The organism is Aquabacterium sp. (assembly GCF_036279655.1).
In the GTDB taxonomy this organism is placed as follows: domain Bacteria; phylum Pseudomonadota; class Gammaproteobacteria; order Burkholderiales; family Burkholderiaceae_C; genus Aquabacterium.
This window is the reverse complement of record NZ_DASUIT010000003.1, coordinates 1-12,613: the sequence shown is the minus strand read 5'-3', so window position 1 is coordinate 12,613 and position 12,613 is coordinate 1. Positions and strand designations below refer to the sequence as shown.

13 protein-coding genes are annotated in these 12,613 nt (G+C 64.9%); 9 read left to right on the top strand and 4 right to left on the bottom strand.

The features are described 5' to 3' along the window. Positions 1–31: 31 nt before the first annotated feature. Both VFW84_RS00205 and VFW84_RS00200 read right to left on the bottom strand, forming a co-directional pair. Positions 32–1,447, bottom strand: a complete 1,416-nt coding sequence (locus VFW84_RS00205; RefSeq protein WP_329678406.1) for an efflux transporter outer membrane subunit — start codon at positions 1,445–1,447, stop codon at positions 32–34. Continuing rightward, a complete protein-coding gene (locus VFW84_RS00200; protein ID WP_329678405.1) occupies positions 1,444–1,974 on the bottom strand; it encodes a MarR family transcriptional regulator in 531 nt (176 codons plus the stop codon). Before VFW84_RS00200 ends, VFW84_RS00205 begins: the two co-directional genes overlap by 4 nt. 85 nt (positions 1,975–2,059) lie before the next feature. Here VFW84_RS00200 and VFW84_RS00195 point away from each other — a divergent pair, with 85 nt between their 5' ends. From VFW84_RS00195 to VFW84_RS00170, 6 genes are all read left to right on the top strand, one after another. Continuing rightward, a complete protein-coding gene (locus tag VFW84_RS00195) occupies positions 2,060–3,892 on the top strand; it encodes an ABC transporter transmembrane domain-containing protein (protein ID WP_329678404.1) in 1,833 nt (610 codons plus the stop codon). A gap of 80 nt (positions 3,893–3,972) precedes the next feature. Further along, the gene (locus tag VFW84_RS00190) at positions 3,973–4,629 is read left to right on the top strand and encodes an OmpA family protein (RefSeq protein WP_329678403.1); all 657 of its coding nucleotides are present in this window, start codon (positions 3,973–3,975) and stop codon (positions 4,627–4,629) included. A 79-nt stretch (positions 4,630–4,708) separates the two neighbouring features. Continuing rightward, the gene (locus tag VFW84_RS00185; RefSeq protein WP_329678402.1) at positions 4,709–5,539 is read left to right on the top strand and encodes a thymidylate synthase; all 831 of its coding nucleotides are present in this window, start codon (positions 4,709–4,711) and stop codon (positions 5,537–5,539) included. Between the two features lie 12 nt (positions 5,540–5,551). Then, positions 5,552–6,037, top strand: a complete 486-nt coding sequence (locus VFW84_RS00180) for a dihydrofolate reductase (RefSeq protein ID WP_329678401.1) — start codon at positions 5,552–5,554, stop codon at positions 6,035–6,037. 121 nt (positions 6,038–6,158) lie between these two features. After that, positions 6,159–6,920, top strand: coding sequence for a TerC family protein (locus tag VFW84_RS00175; RefSeq protein ID WP_329678400.1), 762 nt, complete (start codon positions 6,159–6,161; stop codon positions 6,918–6,920). 116 nt (positions 6,921–7,036) lie between these two features. Continuing rightward, a complete protein-coding gene (locus VFW84_RS00170) occupies positions 7,037–7,960 on the top strand; it encodes an alpha/beta fold hydrolase (RefSeq protein WP_329678399.1) in 924 nt (307 codons plus the stop codon). Between the two features lie 95 nt (positions 7,961–8,055). Here the strand turns inward: VFW84_RS00170 and VFW84_RS00165 are convergent, their stop codons facing one another. Next, complete coding sequence (locus tag VFW84_RS00165) at positions 8,056–8,310, bottom strand: heavy-metal-associated domain-containing protein (protein WP_329678398.1); 255 nt, start codon at positions 8,308–8,310, stop codon at positions 8,056–8,058. Between the two features lie 177 nt (positions 8,311–8,487). Between VFW84_RS00165 and VFW84_RS00160 the strand changes: the two genes are divergently transcribed. The 3 genes from VFW84_RS00160 (at position 8,488) to xth (ending at position 12,211) form a co-directional block, all read left to right on the top strand. After that, positions 8,488–10,746 carry a heavy metal translocating P-type ATPase gene (locus tag VFW84_RS00160; protein ID WP_329678397.1) on the top strand — a complete coding sequence of 753 codons (2,259 nt, stop codon included), beginning with the start codon at positions 8,488–8,490 and terminating at the stop codon, positions 10,744–10,746. A gap of 8 nt (positions 10,747–10,754) precedes the next feature. Beyond that, positions 10,755–11,201 (top strand): Cu(I)-responsive transcriptional regulator, encoded by a 447-nt coding sequence (gene cueR / locus VFW84_RS00155; RefSeq protein ID WP_329678436.1) that lies wholly within the window; start codon positions 10,755–10,757, stop codon positions 11,199–11,201. Between the two features lie 242 nt (positions 11,202–11,443). Beyond that, positions 11,444–12,211: an exodeoxyribonuclease III gene (gene xth / locus VFW84_RS00150; protein ID WP_329678396.1), complete on the top strand. Its 768-nt coding sequence runs from the start codon at positions 11,444–11,446 to the stop codon at positions 12,209–12,211. A 28-nt stretch (positions 12,212–12,239) separates the two neighbouring features. Here the strand turns inward: xth and VFW84_RS00145 are convergent. Further along, positions 12,240–12,613 (bottom strand): NUDIX domain-containing protein (locus VFW84_RS00145; protein WP_329678395.1); only part of this gene is annotated, 374 nt, incomplete at its 5' end.

The following is a 12,613-nucleotide window of genomic DNA, read 5'->3' as shown; positions in this document are numbered from 1 at the left end:
TGCAAGGGATCAGCCACGGCGCGCTCAACGCTCAAGGTTGAGCAGGCCAGTGGCCCCCCAGGGATCGGATCAGGCCCACACGAGCGTCCAACGCCCGTGCCTTGAGGTCCACAGCCAGGCGACGCTGGTTGAGCACAGCGGCCTCGGCCGACAAGACGCTCAGATAGGGCCCCAGCCCGGCCCGGTAGCGCTGCACGGCCACGTCGTAGGCCGACTCGGCGGCCTGTTGCGCCTGGGCCTGCTCCTGCTGCTGACGGTCGATCGACTGCACGCTGCCGACCTGGTCGGCCACCTCGCGCACGGCATCGATCACCGCCTGGTTGTAGCTGGCGACCGCGGCGTCCTGCTCGGCCAGATGGCTCTTCAGATTGGCCCGGCGACGATCGCCGTCGAACAAAGGCAGATCGATGGCGGGCATCAAGCCCCATTGCTGCGATCCCGACTGGAACAGGCGATCCAGCCCGATCGCATTGAGCCCCAGATAGGCCTGGATATTGAGGTTGGGATAGAACAGGGTGCGGGCCGCGTCGGACTGTGCGCCCGCCGCCTCGGCACGCCAGCGCAGTGCCATGACATCCGCCCGCTGCCCCAGCAGGTTCATGGGCACCACGGCAGGCGCGGCGGACACCTGGAGGGTGGACCAGGCGGGCTCCAGCCTGTTCAAGGCATCCATGGCTTGCGCCGTGAGGGCCGCCAATTGATGGCGGGTCAGCACGATCTGCTCGTCCAGGGACGCGATCTGCTGGCGGGCATCGGGCAGAGCCCCTTCGCCCTGACGCTGCTCGACCAGGGTGTCGATGCCCGCCTGAACGCGCTGTTGAATCAGGTTCAGCACCTCCTGGCGTTGGGCCAGTGCACGGGTCAGCACCGCACGCTGTGCCTGCAGGCGCCCCAATTGCACATAGGCACGGGCCACCTGAGCCGACAGCAGCACGCGCGCCGCCTGCTCATCGGCAATGGCCGCCTTGTGCTGCCCCACCGCGGCCTGCAGTTGCGCGCGCTGACGCCCGAACAGGTCTGCCTCCCAACGGCCCTCCAGCTGCAGCGTGCCGGAACTCAGGCTGGCACCCGCCACGGGATGGGGGTAGAGCCCGTGTTCGGTGAAGTGCTGACGATCGACCGCCGCACGCGCCTGAATCTGCGGGGTGTCGGCCGCCTCGGCATGGCCCAGAGCCGCCTGCGCAAGACGCACTCGTGCCGCAGCCCCCTGCATGCCGGGATGCTCGTGCAAGGCCTGCTCGATCAGAGCGTTCAGGGTCGGGTCATGCCACTGTGTCCACCAGGCCTGAGCCGCGCTCACACCGTCAGGGGCGCTGGCAGCCAGGCCCCAGCGCTCGGCCGCCACCGGCTTGAGCTGATTCTGAAGATCGTTCTGCGCGGCACAGCCCGCCAGCACGACCACGCCCGCCACACACGCCATGTGGCCCCATGCGCCAACCCGACTCATGAATGTTCCTTGTCCTTCATGGCTTCCGCATTGACCAGCAAGCGGCGCAACATGGCCAGCAATTGCTGCCACTCATCCCGGGTGAAGCCTTTCAGGTAGGCGTTCTGCACCTCCGAGAGCACATGGGGCACGCGCGCGGCAGCGGCCAGACCGGTTTCGGTCAGGGTCAGATGGGACACCCGCCGGTCCTCGGTCGAGCGCTCGCGACGGCACAGGCCCTTGGCTTCCAGCCGATCCAGCGTGCGTGTCAGAGCCCCCGGGTCGATCTGCAACTCGCGCGCCAGCTCCGCCAGCGTCGAGGCACGCCCCTTGTAGAGCATGAACAGTGGCGTCCACTGCGCATGGGTCAGACCCTGACTCTCCAGGCGACGATCCACATCGTTGATCAGGCTGAGCATGATGCGTCGCATCAGGAAGCCCATGGAATCGTCGCTGCAATAGCTGTCAGCCCTGTAGAACACCAACTCGGAAAGATCCTCGGCGGAGGGGTTCGGGTCTGACGCGGGACGTGCTGGATGCTTGCTCATGCAAATAATATTATTTGCCTGCACAAATATTGTCAAGACAGGATAATGACGACATACCGCACCAAGCGCTGCCATTTCACACCCCATGTCGTCGACCACCTCGGCCCCTGCCTTGCCCTCAGACCCGTCCCCCCCGGGGGACACTGACACAGCGGCCACTGTCAAGGCCTCGCCGGGAGCACTGCGATCACTGGCGCCCTTCCTGCGACCCTACCGAGGTCGCATCGCTGCCGCGCTTGTCTTCCTGGTGCTGGCCGCCCTGACCACCCTGATGCTGCCCCTGGCCTTGCGCAACCTGATTGATCAGGGCTTCCTGCCAGCGGACCCCGGTGAGCGGGTCATGGCCCTGCGTGAGCATTTCCTGGCGCTGGGCCTGGTCGGTGTGGCCCTGGGTGTGTTCTCGGCCTCGCGCTACTACTGCGTGACCTGGCTGGGTGAGCGCCTCGCCGCCGATCTCAAGAGTGCCGTCTACAGCCATGTGCTGCGCCAGAGCCCTCAGTTCTTCGAAACCACCCAGACCGGCGAGGTGCTCTCGCGCCTGACCGCCGACACCACCCTGATCCAGTCGGTGGTGGGCTCCAGCCTCTCCATGGGCCTGCGCAATGCCATCATGGGCATCGGTGCCCTGGTGATGCTCGTCGTCACCAACCCCAAGGTGATGGCCTCCGTGCTGGGCTTCATCGTGCTGGTGCTGGTGCCCGCCATCTTGGCCGGCCGCCGTGTGCGCCGCCTTTCGCGTGACAGCCAGGACCGCGTGGCCGACTCCAGCGCCATCGCGGCCGAGACCCTCAACGCCATCCCCGTGGTGCAAAGCTACACCGCCGAAGGCCGCGAGGCCGCTCGCTTCGGCCAGGCCACCGAGAACGCCTTTGGCACCAGCGTGCGCCGCGCCCGCGTGCGCGCCGCTCTCGTGGCTTTCGTGATCAGCGGCATCGCCAGCGCTCTGCTCTGGGGGCTCTACCAGGGCACCCAGGCCGTGGTGGAAGGCCGCATCAGCGCAGGCCACATGGGCCAGACGGTGGTCTACGTGATCTTGCTGATCAGCTCGACGGCCGCCCTGTCTGAAATCTACGGCGAGATCCTGCGCGCCGCCGGTGCCACCGAGCGCCTGATCGAGCTGCTGCACAGCCGCTCATCCATCGACAACCCGGCCCAGCCGCTCAGCCTGCCCGCCAGCACGGGCGGTGCCTTGATCGAGCTGGAGCACATCGGCTTTCACTACCCCTCGCGCCCCAGGCAGGCGGCCTTGCAGGACCTGAGCCTGACCATCCAGCCAGGCGAAACCATCGCGCTGGTGGGCCCCAGCGGCGCAGGCAAGACCACGGTCTTCCAACTGCTGCAGCGTTTCTATGATCCGCAGTCAGGCCGCGTCCTGCTGGACGGCACGCCCATTCGACAACTGAGCCTGCATGCCCTGCGCGAGCGCATCGGCGTGGTCCCCCAGGACAGCTCGGTGTTCTCGGCCAGCGCCATGGACAACATCCGCTATGGCCGCCCCGACGCCACCGACGACGAGGTCATCGCGGCCGCCAAGGCCGCCCATGCCCACGACTTCCTGCTGAAGCTGCCCGAAGGCTATGACACCTTCCTGGGCGAGCGCGGCGTGCGTCTGTCAGGCGGCCAGCGCCAGCGCATCAGCATCGCACGCGCCATCCTCAAGAACGCCCCGCTGCTGCTGCTCGACGAGGCCACCAGCGCCCTGGACACCGAGAGCGAGCGCGCCGTGCAGGCCGCCCTCGAAGAGGCCATGAAAGGCCGCACGACCCTGATCATCGCGCACCGCCTGAGCACCGTCATCAATGCCCACCGCATCGCCGTGCTCGACCAAGGCCAACTGGTGGATGTGGGCACCCACGCCGAGCTGTTGTCGCGCTGCGCGCTCTACCAGCGGCTGGCCTCGGCACAGCTCGAACCATGAAACACATTCCCCGGGGGCTGGCGCTGCCATGCTTGGAGGGAGTAGGCTTGTCCATTCCCCCAACCCTGGAGAAGCACATCATGAACACCCCAGCACGCGGCACGCGTCTTCTGACCCTGAGCACCCTGGCCGCCGCCTTGCTGGCCGGCTGTGCCAACATGAACGACACCGAACGGCGCACAGCCACAGGCGCGGCCATCGGTGCCGTGGCCGGTGCCGTACTGAGCGAAGTCACCGGCAACGATGCGGGCACCGGGGCCGTCGTGGGTGGCGTGGCCGGCGCCGTCATCGGCAATGTCTGGTCCCGCCGCCTCGAAGAGCAGAAAAAGACCATGGAGCAGGCCACACAAGGCACGGGCGTCGAGGTCACCCGCACCCCGGACAACCAGCTCAAGCTGCAGATCCCCAGCGACATCTCCTTCGACACCAACAGCGCCACCCTCAAGCCCGACCTGCGCGAGGTGCTGAGCACCTTCGCCAAAGGCCTGACGGACAACCCGGGCATGCTGGTGCGCATCGTGGGCCACACCGACAGCACCGGCAGCGACGCCATCAACGATCCGCTGTCCCAGCGCCGTGCCGACACGGTCAAGGGTTTCCTGGAAGACCGGGGCGTGCCCAGCAGCCGCGTCGAGACCGTCGGACGCGGTTCGCGCGAACCCGTGGCCAGCAATGACACCGAGCAAGGTCGCAGCCGCAACCGTCGCGTGGAGATCTTCCTGCGCGAACCGCGCTGAGCGTCAACCCTTCACCTGAAATTGGTGTCATTCAGCCGGGATAATCCCGGCTGAACTGTTTTTTCTGGAAGGCCTCACGGTGACCCGTCCCATTCGCAGCCAGTACGAAGACTTCATGCGCCACGTCCACACGCACGGCGTGCTCAAGACCGACCGCACCGGCACGGGCACGCGCAGCGTCTTCGGCCACCAGATGCGTTTCGACCTGAGCGAGGGCTTCCCGCTGGTGACCACCAAGAAGGTCCACCTCAAGTCCATCATCGTCGAGTTGCTGTGGTTCCTGCGCGGCGACGACAACGTCCAGTGGCTGCAAGAGCGCGGCGTGACGATCTGGGACGAGTGGGCCCGCGAAGACGGCTCGCTCGGCCCCGTCTATGGCGTGCAATGGCGCAACTGGCCCAAGCCCGATGGCACCCACGTCGACCAGATCGCCGACGTGGTCAAGCAGCTCAAGACCAGCCCGGATTCGCGCCGCATCATCGTCAGTGCCTGGAACCCCGGCCTGATCGATCAGATGGCCCTGCCGCCCTGCCACGCCTTCTTCCAGTTCTACGTCGCCCCGCCCCAGACCGAGGGTGCGCGCCCCAAGCTGAGCTGCCAGCTCTACCAGCGCAGTGCCGACATCTTCCTGGGCGTGCCCTTCAACATCGCCTCCTACGCCCTGCTCACCCACATGCTGGCCCAGCAATGCGACCTGGACGTGGGCGACTTTGTCTGGACAGGCGGCGACTGCCACATCTACAGCAACCACACCGAACAGGTCGAGTTGCAGCTCAGCCGCGCTCCCTATCCCTACCCGGTGCTCCACATCAAGCGCCGCCCGGAGTCGATCTTCGACTACGAGTACGAAGACTTCGAGGTCCTGGAGTACCAGCACCACGCCCCCATCAAGGCCCCCGTGGCCGTCTGACCGAGCACCCCCATGCCCTTGATCCTGATCGCCGCCGTGGCCCGCAATGGCGCCATCGGCAAGGACAACGCCCTGCTGTGGCGCCTGCCCGAAGACCTCAAGTTCTTCAAGCGCACCACCCTGGGCTGTCCGGTCCTCATGGGCCGCAAGACCTTCGAGTCCATCGGGCGCCCCCTGCCGGGTCGCCGCAACATCGTCATCACCCGCAACACCGCCTGGCAACACGAGGGGGTCGACGTCGCCCACTCGCTGGACGACGCTCTGGCGCAAGTCGGGCCCCAAGACCGCATCTTCGTGATCGGGGGGGGCGAGCTTTATGCCCAGGCCCTGCCCCGGGCGGACGAGCTGATCCTGACCGAGGTCGACGCCGACTTCGAGGGCGACACCTTCTTCCCACCGTGGGACCGGCAGGCCTATGTCGAGCACAGCCGCGAAACCCATCAAGCCGACGCAGGTTGGGCCTATCACTTCGTGATCTACAAGCGCAAGAAGGCCTGATACTTCTGTTTTTTGGAAGTATTCATCCCTGAAAGCTGTCTTTACGGGGGCGTTTAAAGGCGGTATCGTCCGCGATTCAGCCTTTCAAACGGTGTCACGCCATCGAACACCGCACCGCCCCATGGACTTCCTCTTCGACCCCAATCTCTGGATCGCCTTCGCGATGCTCACCGCCCTGGAAATCGTCCTGGGCGTGGACAACATCATCTTCATCTCCCTCCTGGTGGGCCGCCTGCCTGCCGATGTGCGCGACAAGGCCCGCCGCCTGGGCCTGGGCTTTGCCATGGTCTCGCGCCTGCTGCTGCTCTTCTCGCTGAGCTGGGTCATGGGTCTCAAGGCCGACCTGTTCCACGTGTTCAACCTGGGCATCAGCGGTCGTGACCTGGTGCTGCTCTTCGGCGGCCTCTTCCTGCTGTGGAAGGCCTCGCACGAGATCTTCGTTGAAGTCGAAGCGCGCGAGGACGACCACGCCCCCGAGACCGACCCGGCCCTGCTCAAGTCCGCCGGCAATCGCCTGTTCTGGGGCATCATCGGTCAGATCGCCATCATCGACATCGTGTTCTCGCTGGACTCGGTCATCACGGCCGTGGGCATGGTCGACCAGTTGGGCGTGATGATCGCCGCCGTGATCACCTCGGTGGCTGTGATGCTGTTCGCGGCCAAGCCCATTGGTGATTTCGTCGACCGCCACCCCTCCGTCAAGGTGCTCGCCCTGGCCTTCCTGGTGATGGTGGGCATGGCCCTGACCGCCGAAGCGCTGGACATGCATGTGCCCAAAGGCTACATCTACGCCGCCATGGCCTTCTCGCTGTCGGTCGAGGCGCTCAACATCCGCTCGCGGGCCAAGCGGCTGGCCGCCAAGCAACAGGCCACTCAGGCCTGAACCCCGGTGGCGGCCGAGTGCGTCCGAGACGCCTCGGCCTGCTGACCAGGCGTCGCACTAGAATCACCTCCCGCGCGTGATCCCTGCCATCACGGCGCACAGGCCCGCAGGATGTGATGAGCAACCGTCAGGAAGACCTTCGGGTCCCGATCAACGACCGAGACACCCTCTTCCTCAAGCGCATCCGACATGCCGAGCGCCAGGGGCCGCCCGTGCTCATGATCCACGGCATGATGTCCAACGGCCGGGTGTTCTACAGCCACGGCGGCAAGGGCCTGGCCCACTTCCTGGCTCGCCAGGGTTATGACGTGTTCGTGGCCGACCTGCGGGGCAAGGGCAAAAGCACGCCCCGCATCGATGCCGATGCGCGCCATGGCCAGACCGAGATGATCTGCGAGGATCTGCCCGCCCTGCACGCCACCGTGCGGCGCCTGAGCGGAGACCAGCCGGTGCACTGGATGTCGCACTCCTGGGGTGGTGTGCTGCTCAACAGCACCCTCTTGCGCTACCCGGAGTTGATCGATCAGGTGGCCAGCCTGGTCCACTTTGCCGCCAAACGCAGCGTGCAGGTGCGCAACATCCACAAGCTGATTGAAATCGATCTGATGTGGAACTGGGTGCTGCGCGGCGTCACCCGCCGGGTCGGCTATCTGCCAGCCCGACGCCTGAAGTTCGGCGCGGACAACGAAACCAACAAGACCCACTGGCAGATCAAGCGCTGGGCCAAGGCCAGCCCCTGGATCGACAGCGATGACGGCTTCGACTATGGCGCGGCCGCACGCCATACCCGCCTGCCCCCAGCCTTGTACCTGGCAGCCCAGAACGACCCCTGCCGCGGCCACCCGCACGACGTCAAGCGCTTCCGGGACGAATCGGGGCCCCACGTCTCGCGCGTGCACCTGCTGGGCCGCCGCACGGGCTACCGTCACGACTACGATCACATCAGCCTGCTCACCCACCCCGATGCCGCGCAGGAGCATTTCCAGTTGCTGCTGCACTGGCTGCGCGGGCACCATGATCGGGTGCCTGAGAACTACTGATCGCCACACCGTCATCGATGATCGATGATCGCTGCTCTCGCGATTGGGTCAGCATCGAATCCTGCGGTTGTCGACTCGAATTTGCAGATGCAAGGTCATCCGCAACAACCGTCACTTCGCATGACCCCGTCGGGTTTGAGCGATCCTGTTGTCACGACCACAGGCGTGTAGCCTGCCTCCTGGATGGCGTCGCGAAGTTCATCTGTATCTGCCTCGGTGGGGTCGATCTGGACTTGGTGCGACTGCAACTCGATTCGTACGTCGGCCCCTCTATCGACTGCCCGAACCGCCTGGACGATGGTGCTGACGCAATGGCCGCAAGTCATGTCCTTGACTTCAAAAGTGATCATCAGACACTCCGGTTGGTTTGAGATCAGTCCACTTTCAAGCCTCCCACAGTGGGAAGGTCAAGGCCCTGCTTTCAATAACCACGCTATTGACACGCCCAATTTCGGGATGGCTTTACATTCCCACGATAGGAAGCTTGAGGATCAACGGCACACATCACCACCTTCCGTGAGCACACCATGATCTCCTCGCCAAAGCAGCCTGCCTCGTTGCGAATCGACATCCCCATCTCCGGGATGACGTGCGCCTCTTGCGTCAACCGCATAGAAAAAGCCTTGCTGACGATTCCCGGCGTTTTGTCGGCCTCTGTCAACCTGGCAACCGAACAGGCCACCGTGCGTGCACTCTCCACCGTCCCCCCTGCATCTCTCGTTGCAGCGATCACCAAGGCAGGCTATGTGACCCAATGGAAGCAGGAAGCCGAGCCAGCACGGCCCGACACTCGGCCCACATGGCGGCCTGTGGCCATTGCGTCCGTTTTAACCTTGCCTCTGGTGTTTCCCATGGTGCTGCAGTTGGTGGGGATCGACTGGGTGCTCAATGGCTGGCTGCAACTCGCACTGGCCACGCCCGTGCAATTCTGGCTTGGTTGGCGCTTCTACCGCGCAGGATGGCGGGCCGTCAAGGCCAAGGCCGGCAACATGGACCTGCTGGTTGCGCTTGGCACCTCCGCGGCCTTTGGCCTGTCCGTCTACCTGCAGCTTCAGCACTCACAGCACGGTACGCCACACCTGTACTTCGAAGCCTCGGCTGCCGTGATCACGCTCGTCCTGCTGGGCAAGTGGCTGGAGGATCGCGCAAAGCGACAGACCACCGACGCGATTCGCGCTCTCAACGCCTTGCGGCCAAGCACGGCTCGGGTACGGCGCGATGGCGTTGACGTCGAAGTGCCCGTGACCAGCGTGAGGGTCGGTGACCTGGTGTGCATACGCCCGGGTGACCGCGTGCCCGTCGATGGCGAAATCATGGAGGGGCGCAGCCACGTGGACGAATCGCTCATCACCGGCGAAAGCCTGCCCGTGACCAAACAAGTGGGCGATCAGGTGACCGGCGGGGCCATCAACGCCGAGGGCATGCTGATTGTCAGGACGCAGGCTGTCGGAGCCGAAACAACCCTGGCACGCATCATCCGAATGGTCGAGTCGGCCCAGGCGGGCAAGGCGCCCATTCAGCGCATCGTGGACCGTGTCAGCGCCGTGTTCGTTCCCGTGGTGTTGGGGATCGCGCTGCTCACCTTCCTGGCTTGGCTTGGCATCCACGGAGACTGGGAGCATGCACTGATCAACGCTGTGTCCGTCCTGGTGATCGCCTGCCCATGTGCACTGGGCCTGGCCACACCCACGGCGATCATGGTCGGAACGGGGGCCGCCGCACGCCGAGGCATCCTCATCAAGGATGCTCAGGCACTGGAGATCGCGCACTCGGTGACCGTCGTGGCGTTCGACAAGACAGGCACACTGACAGAAGGCAAACCGACGCTGGTCACCGTTGTACCGGTCGAAGGTACCGTCAGTGACGACGTCGTCACTCTGGCAGCAGCGTTGCAACAAGTGAGCAGCCATCCGCTGGCGCTGGCAGTCACGACCCATGCCCGCGATGCCGGCCTCATGATCCCGCCCGTGCAAGACGCCAAGGCACTGGCAGGTCGCGGCGTGCAGGGCATGGTGAAAGGCACCAAGCTGATGCTGGGCCATACCAGACTCCTGAACGAACTGGGGGTGGATGCAGGTGCGCTCGGCACGCAAGCCGCGGTACTGGAGCGGCAAGGACGAACCTTGTCATGGCTTGTGCAACAAGATGCCAGCGGCTTTCACCTCTTGGGGCTGATGGCCTTCGGGGACACCGTCAAGCCAACAGCAGCTGACGCGGTGAGGAAGCTGCACCAACTGGGAATCAGAACCCTGATGCTGACCGGCGACAATCGGGGCAGTGCAGATGCGGTAGCGCAGACCTTGGGTATTCCTGATGTGCGAGCCGAGGTCCTGCCGGGCGACAAAGCGGCGATCGTACAGGCATTGCGCGCCAGCGGTGAAGTGGTGGCCTTCGTGGGCGATGGCTTGAACGATGGTCCAGCACTGGCTGCGGCATCTTGCGGTTTTGCGATGGCCGGCGGCGCCGACGTGGCGACCGAGACCGCAGGCGTCACGCTGATGCGCGGCGATCCCAGGCTGGTGGCCGACGCCCTGGACGTGTCACGGCGAACCTATGCCAAGATCAAGCAGGGTCTGTTCTGGGCCTTTGCCTATAACGTCCTGGGCATCCCACTGGCAGCACTGGGCATGCTCAACCCGGTCATCGCGGGCGCCGCCATGGCACTGAGCAGCCTCAGCGTCGTCGCCAATGCGCTCTTGCTGCGCCGCTGGCGGGGTGTGATGGAAAGCGATTTGCCACAGCAAACCAAGCCTATCACTGTCGACCCACAAGGAGCCGCTGGATGAGCAAACACATGAACATCGGGGACGCCGCCAAGGCCTCAGGCGTCTCAGCCAAGATGATCCGACACTATGAAAGCGTAGGGCTCTTCCCTGGCGCTTTGCGAACCGATGCTGGTTACCGCCAGTACACCGACAAGGAGGTCAGCACATTGCGCTTCATTCGGCAAGCCAGAGACCTCGGGTTCTCGCTAGATCAGATCCGCGAACTGCTGGGACTTTGGCTAGACCGTCGACGCCCAAGCCGCCAGGTGAAAGCTCTGGCCCAGGCTCATCTGCAGGAGCTCAATCAGAAGCTCCAGGAACTGCTTGCCATGAAGGCCACCCTTGAACACCTCGTTCATTGCTGCCATGGCGACGACAGACCGGACTGCCCCATCCTCGACATTTTGGCAGCTCCGCATACCCAAGCCGAGAAGACGCCATCGAGGAGCGGGCTACGCTCTGGCCGAACACGTTGACCATCTGACCGGCCAGGAGTGCGCTCCATCGCGCCCCACTCCTGCACGTGACGACCGCCGACGGGGGACCGCTGCTGACACCCAGATGACCGGCACTTCCCGACGAGATAATGCAGTCGCCCGTTGGGACCCGATGAGCACCTCGCGATGCAAGGAATATTTGGGTAGCCAAGTGGGTGGCCAACTGCACAAATCAGCCACACTCCCCAAAACATCCATCAAGTCAACGTGCTGGAAAAGCCATGAAACTCGCCACCTGGAACGTCAACTCCCTGTCCGTCCGTCTGCCCCAGTTGCTCGACTGGCTGGCCGCCAACCCGGTCGATGCCCTGGTGCTTCAGGAAACCAAGCTCACGGATGACAAGTTCCCTCAGGCTGACCTGGAAGCGGCCGGCTACCACTCGGCCTGGTTTGGCCAGAAGACGTACAACGGCGTGGCCTTGCTCAGCCGCACACCCAGCACCGACATCGTCCGCAACATCCCCGGCCTGGCCGACGAGCAAGCCCGCGTGATTGCCGGCACCGTGGACGGTGTGCGCGTGATCGGCGCCTACTTCCCCAACGGACAGGCGCCCGACAGCGACAAGTTCGTCTACAAGATGAGCTGGCTCGATGCCCTGCAGGCCTGGGTGAAGGACGAACTCACCCGCCACCCCAGGCTGGTACTGATGGGCGACTTCAACATCGCCCCCACCGATGCCGATGTCTACGACCCGGTGGCCTGGAAGGACCAGATCCACTGCACCCCACAAGAGCGGGCCCACTTCCAGCAGTTGTGCGGCCTGGGCCTGCACGATGCCTTCCGCCTGTTCGAGCAGCCACCCAAGCCCTGGAGCTGGTGGGATTACCGCAACCTGGCCTTCCGCAAGAACCAGGGCCTGCGCATCGACCACATCCTGGTCAGCGACGCCCTCAAGCCCCAGGTCAGCGCCTGCGTGATCGACAAGACCCCGCGCAAAAACGAGCGGCCCAGCGACCATGCACCGGTGGTGGTGACGCTGGGCGATTGAGCGCCCCGCCCACACTCAAGCCCAAAGCTCAGGGCAACAGACGCCTCAGCGGCGCTGGCAGACCCCATGCCGTCAGTTGACCGATCGGCACCCATCGGCCATGGGCCTCGCCGCCCTGCGGCAGTGCCCCATCCACCCCGGGCAAGACCACCGGGTCAGGCCGCACCGCCAGCATCACCCGCCGGGGGTGCAGATGCCAATCCAGATGCGTCAGCACATGCTTGATGGCCGGCTGCACTTCGATCTGCACCGCCCCCAGGGCCGACACCACCCGTGAGACCGCAGCTTCGTCTTCCAGCAAAGGCAAGGTCCACAAACCCGCCCACACCCCGGTCTCGGGGCGCTGTGTCAGCCAGATGTGCCCCTCGTGCTCCAGCCACAGCCACCAGTTCTCACGCTGGC

Excerpts from the sequence above, each read along its gene's own strand:
- VFW84_RS00205 (WP_329678406.1), bottom strand. The coding sequence starts at position 1,447 with ATGAGTCGGGTTGGCGCATGGGGCCACATGGCGTGTGTGGCGGGCGTG.
- VFW84_RS00200 (WP_329678405.1), bottom strand. The coding sequence starts at position 1,974 with ATGAGCAAGCATCCAGCACGTCCCGCGTCAGACCCGAACCCCTCCGCC.
- VFW84_RS00195 (WP_329678404.1), top strand. The coding sequence starts at position 2,060 with ATGTCGTCGACCACCTCGGCCCCTGCCTTGCCCTCAGACCCGTCCCCC.
- VFW84_RS00190 (WP_329678403.1), top strand. The coding sequence starts at position 3,973 with ATGAACACCCCAGCACGCGGCACGCGTCTTCTGACCCTGAGCACCCTG.
- VFW84_RS00180 (WP_329678401.1), top strand. The coding sequence starts at position 5,552 with ATGCCCTTGATCCTGATCGCCGCCGTGGCCCGCAATGGCGCCATCGGC.
- VFW84_RS00175 (WP_329678400.1), top strand. The coding sequence starts at position 6,159 with ATGGACTTCCTCTTCGACCCCAATCTCTGGATCGCCTTCGCGATGCTC.
- VFW84_RS00170 (WP_329678399.1), top strand. The coding sequence starts at position 7,037 with ATGAGCAACCGTCAGGAAGACCTTCGGGTCCCGATCAACGACCGAGAC.
- VFW84_RS00165 (WP_329678398.1), bottom strand. The coding sequence starts at position 8,310 with ATGATCACTTTTGAAGTCAAGGACATGACTTGCGGCCATTGCGTCAGC.
- VFW84_RS00160 (WP_329678397.1), top strand. The coding sequence starts at position 8,488 with ATGATCTCCTCGCCAAAGCAGCCTGCCTCGTTGCGAATCGACATCCCC.
- cueR (WP_329678436.1), top strand. The coding sequence starts at position 10,755 with ATGAACATCGGGGACGCCGCCAAGGCCTCAGGCGTCTCAGCCAAGATG.
- xth (WP_329678396.1), top strand. The coding sequence starts at position 11,444 with ATGAAACTCGCCACCTGGAACGTCAACTCCCTGTCCGTCCGTCTGCCC.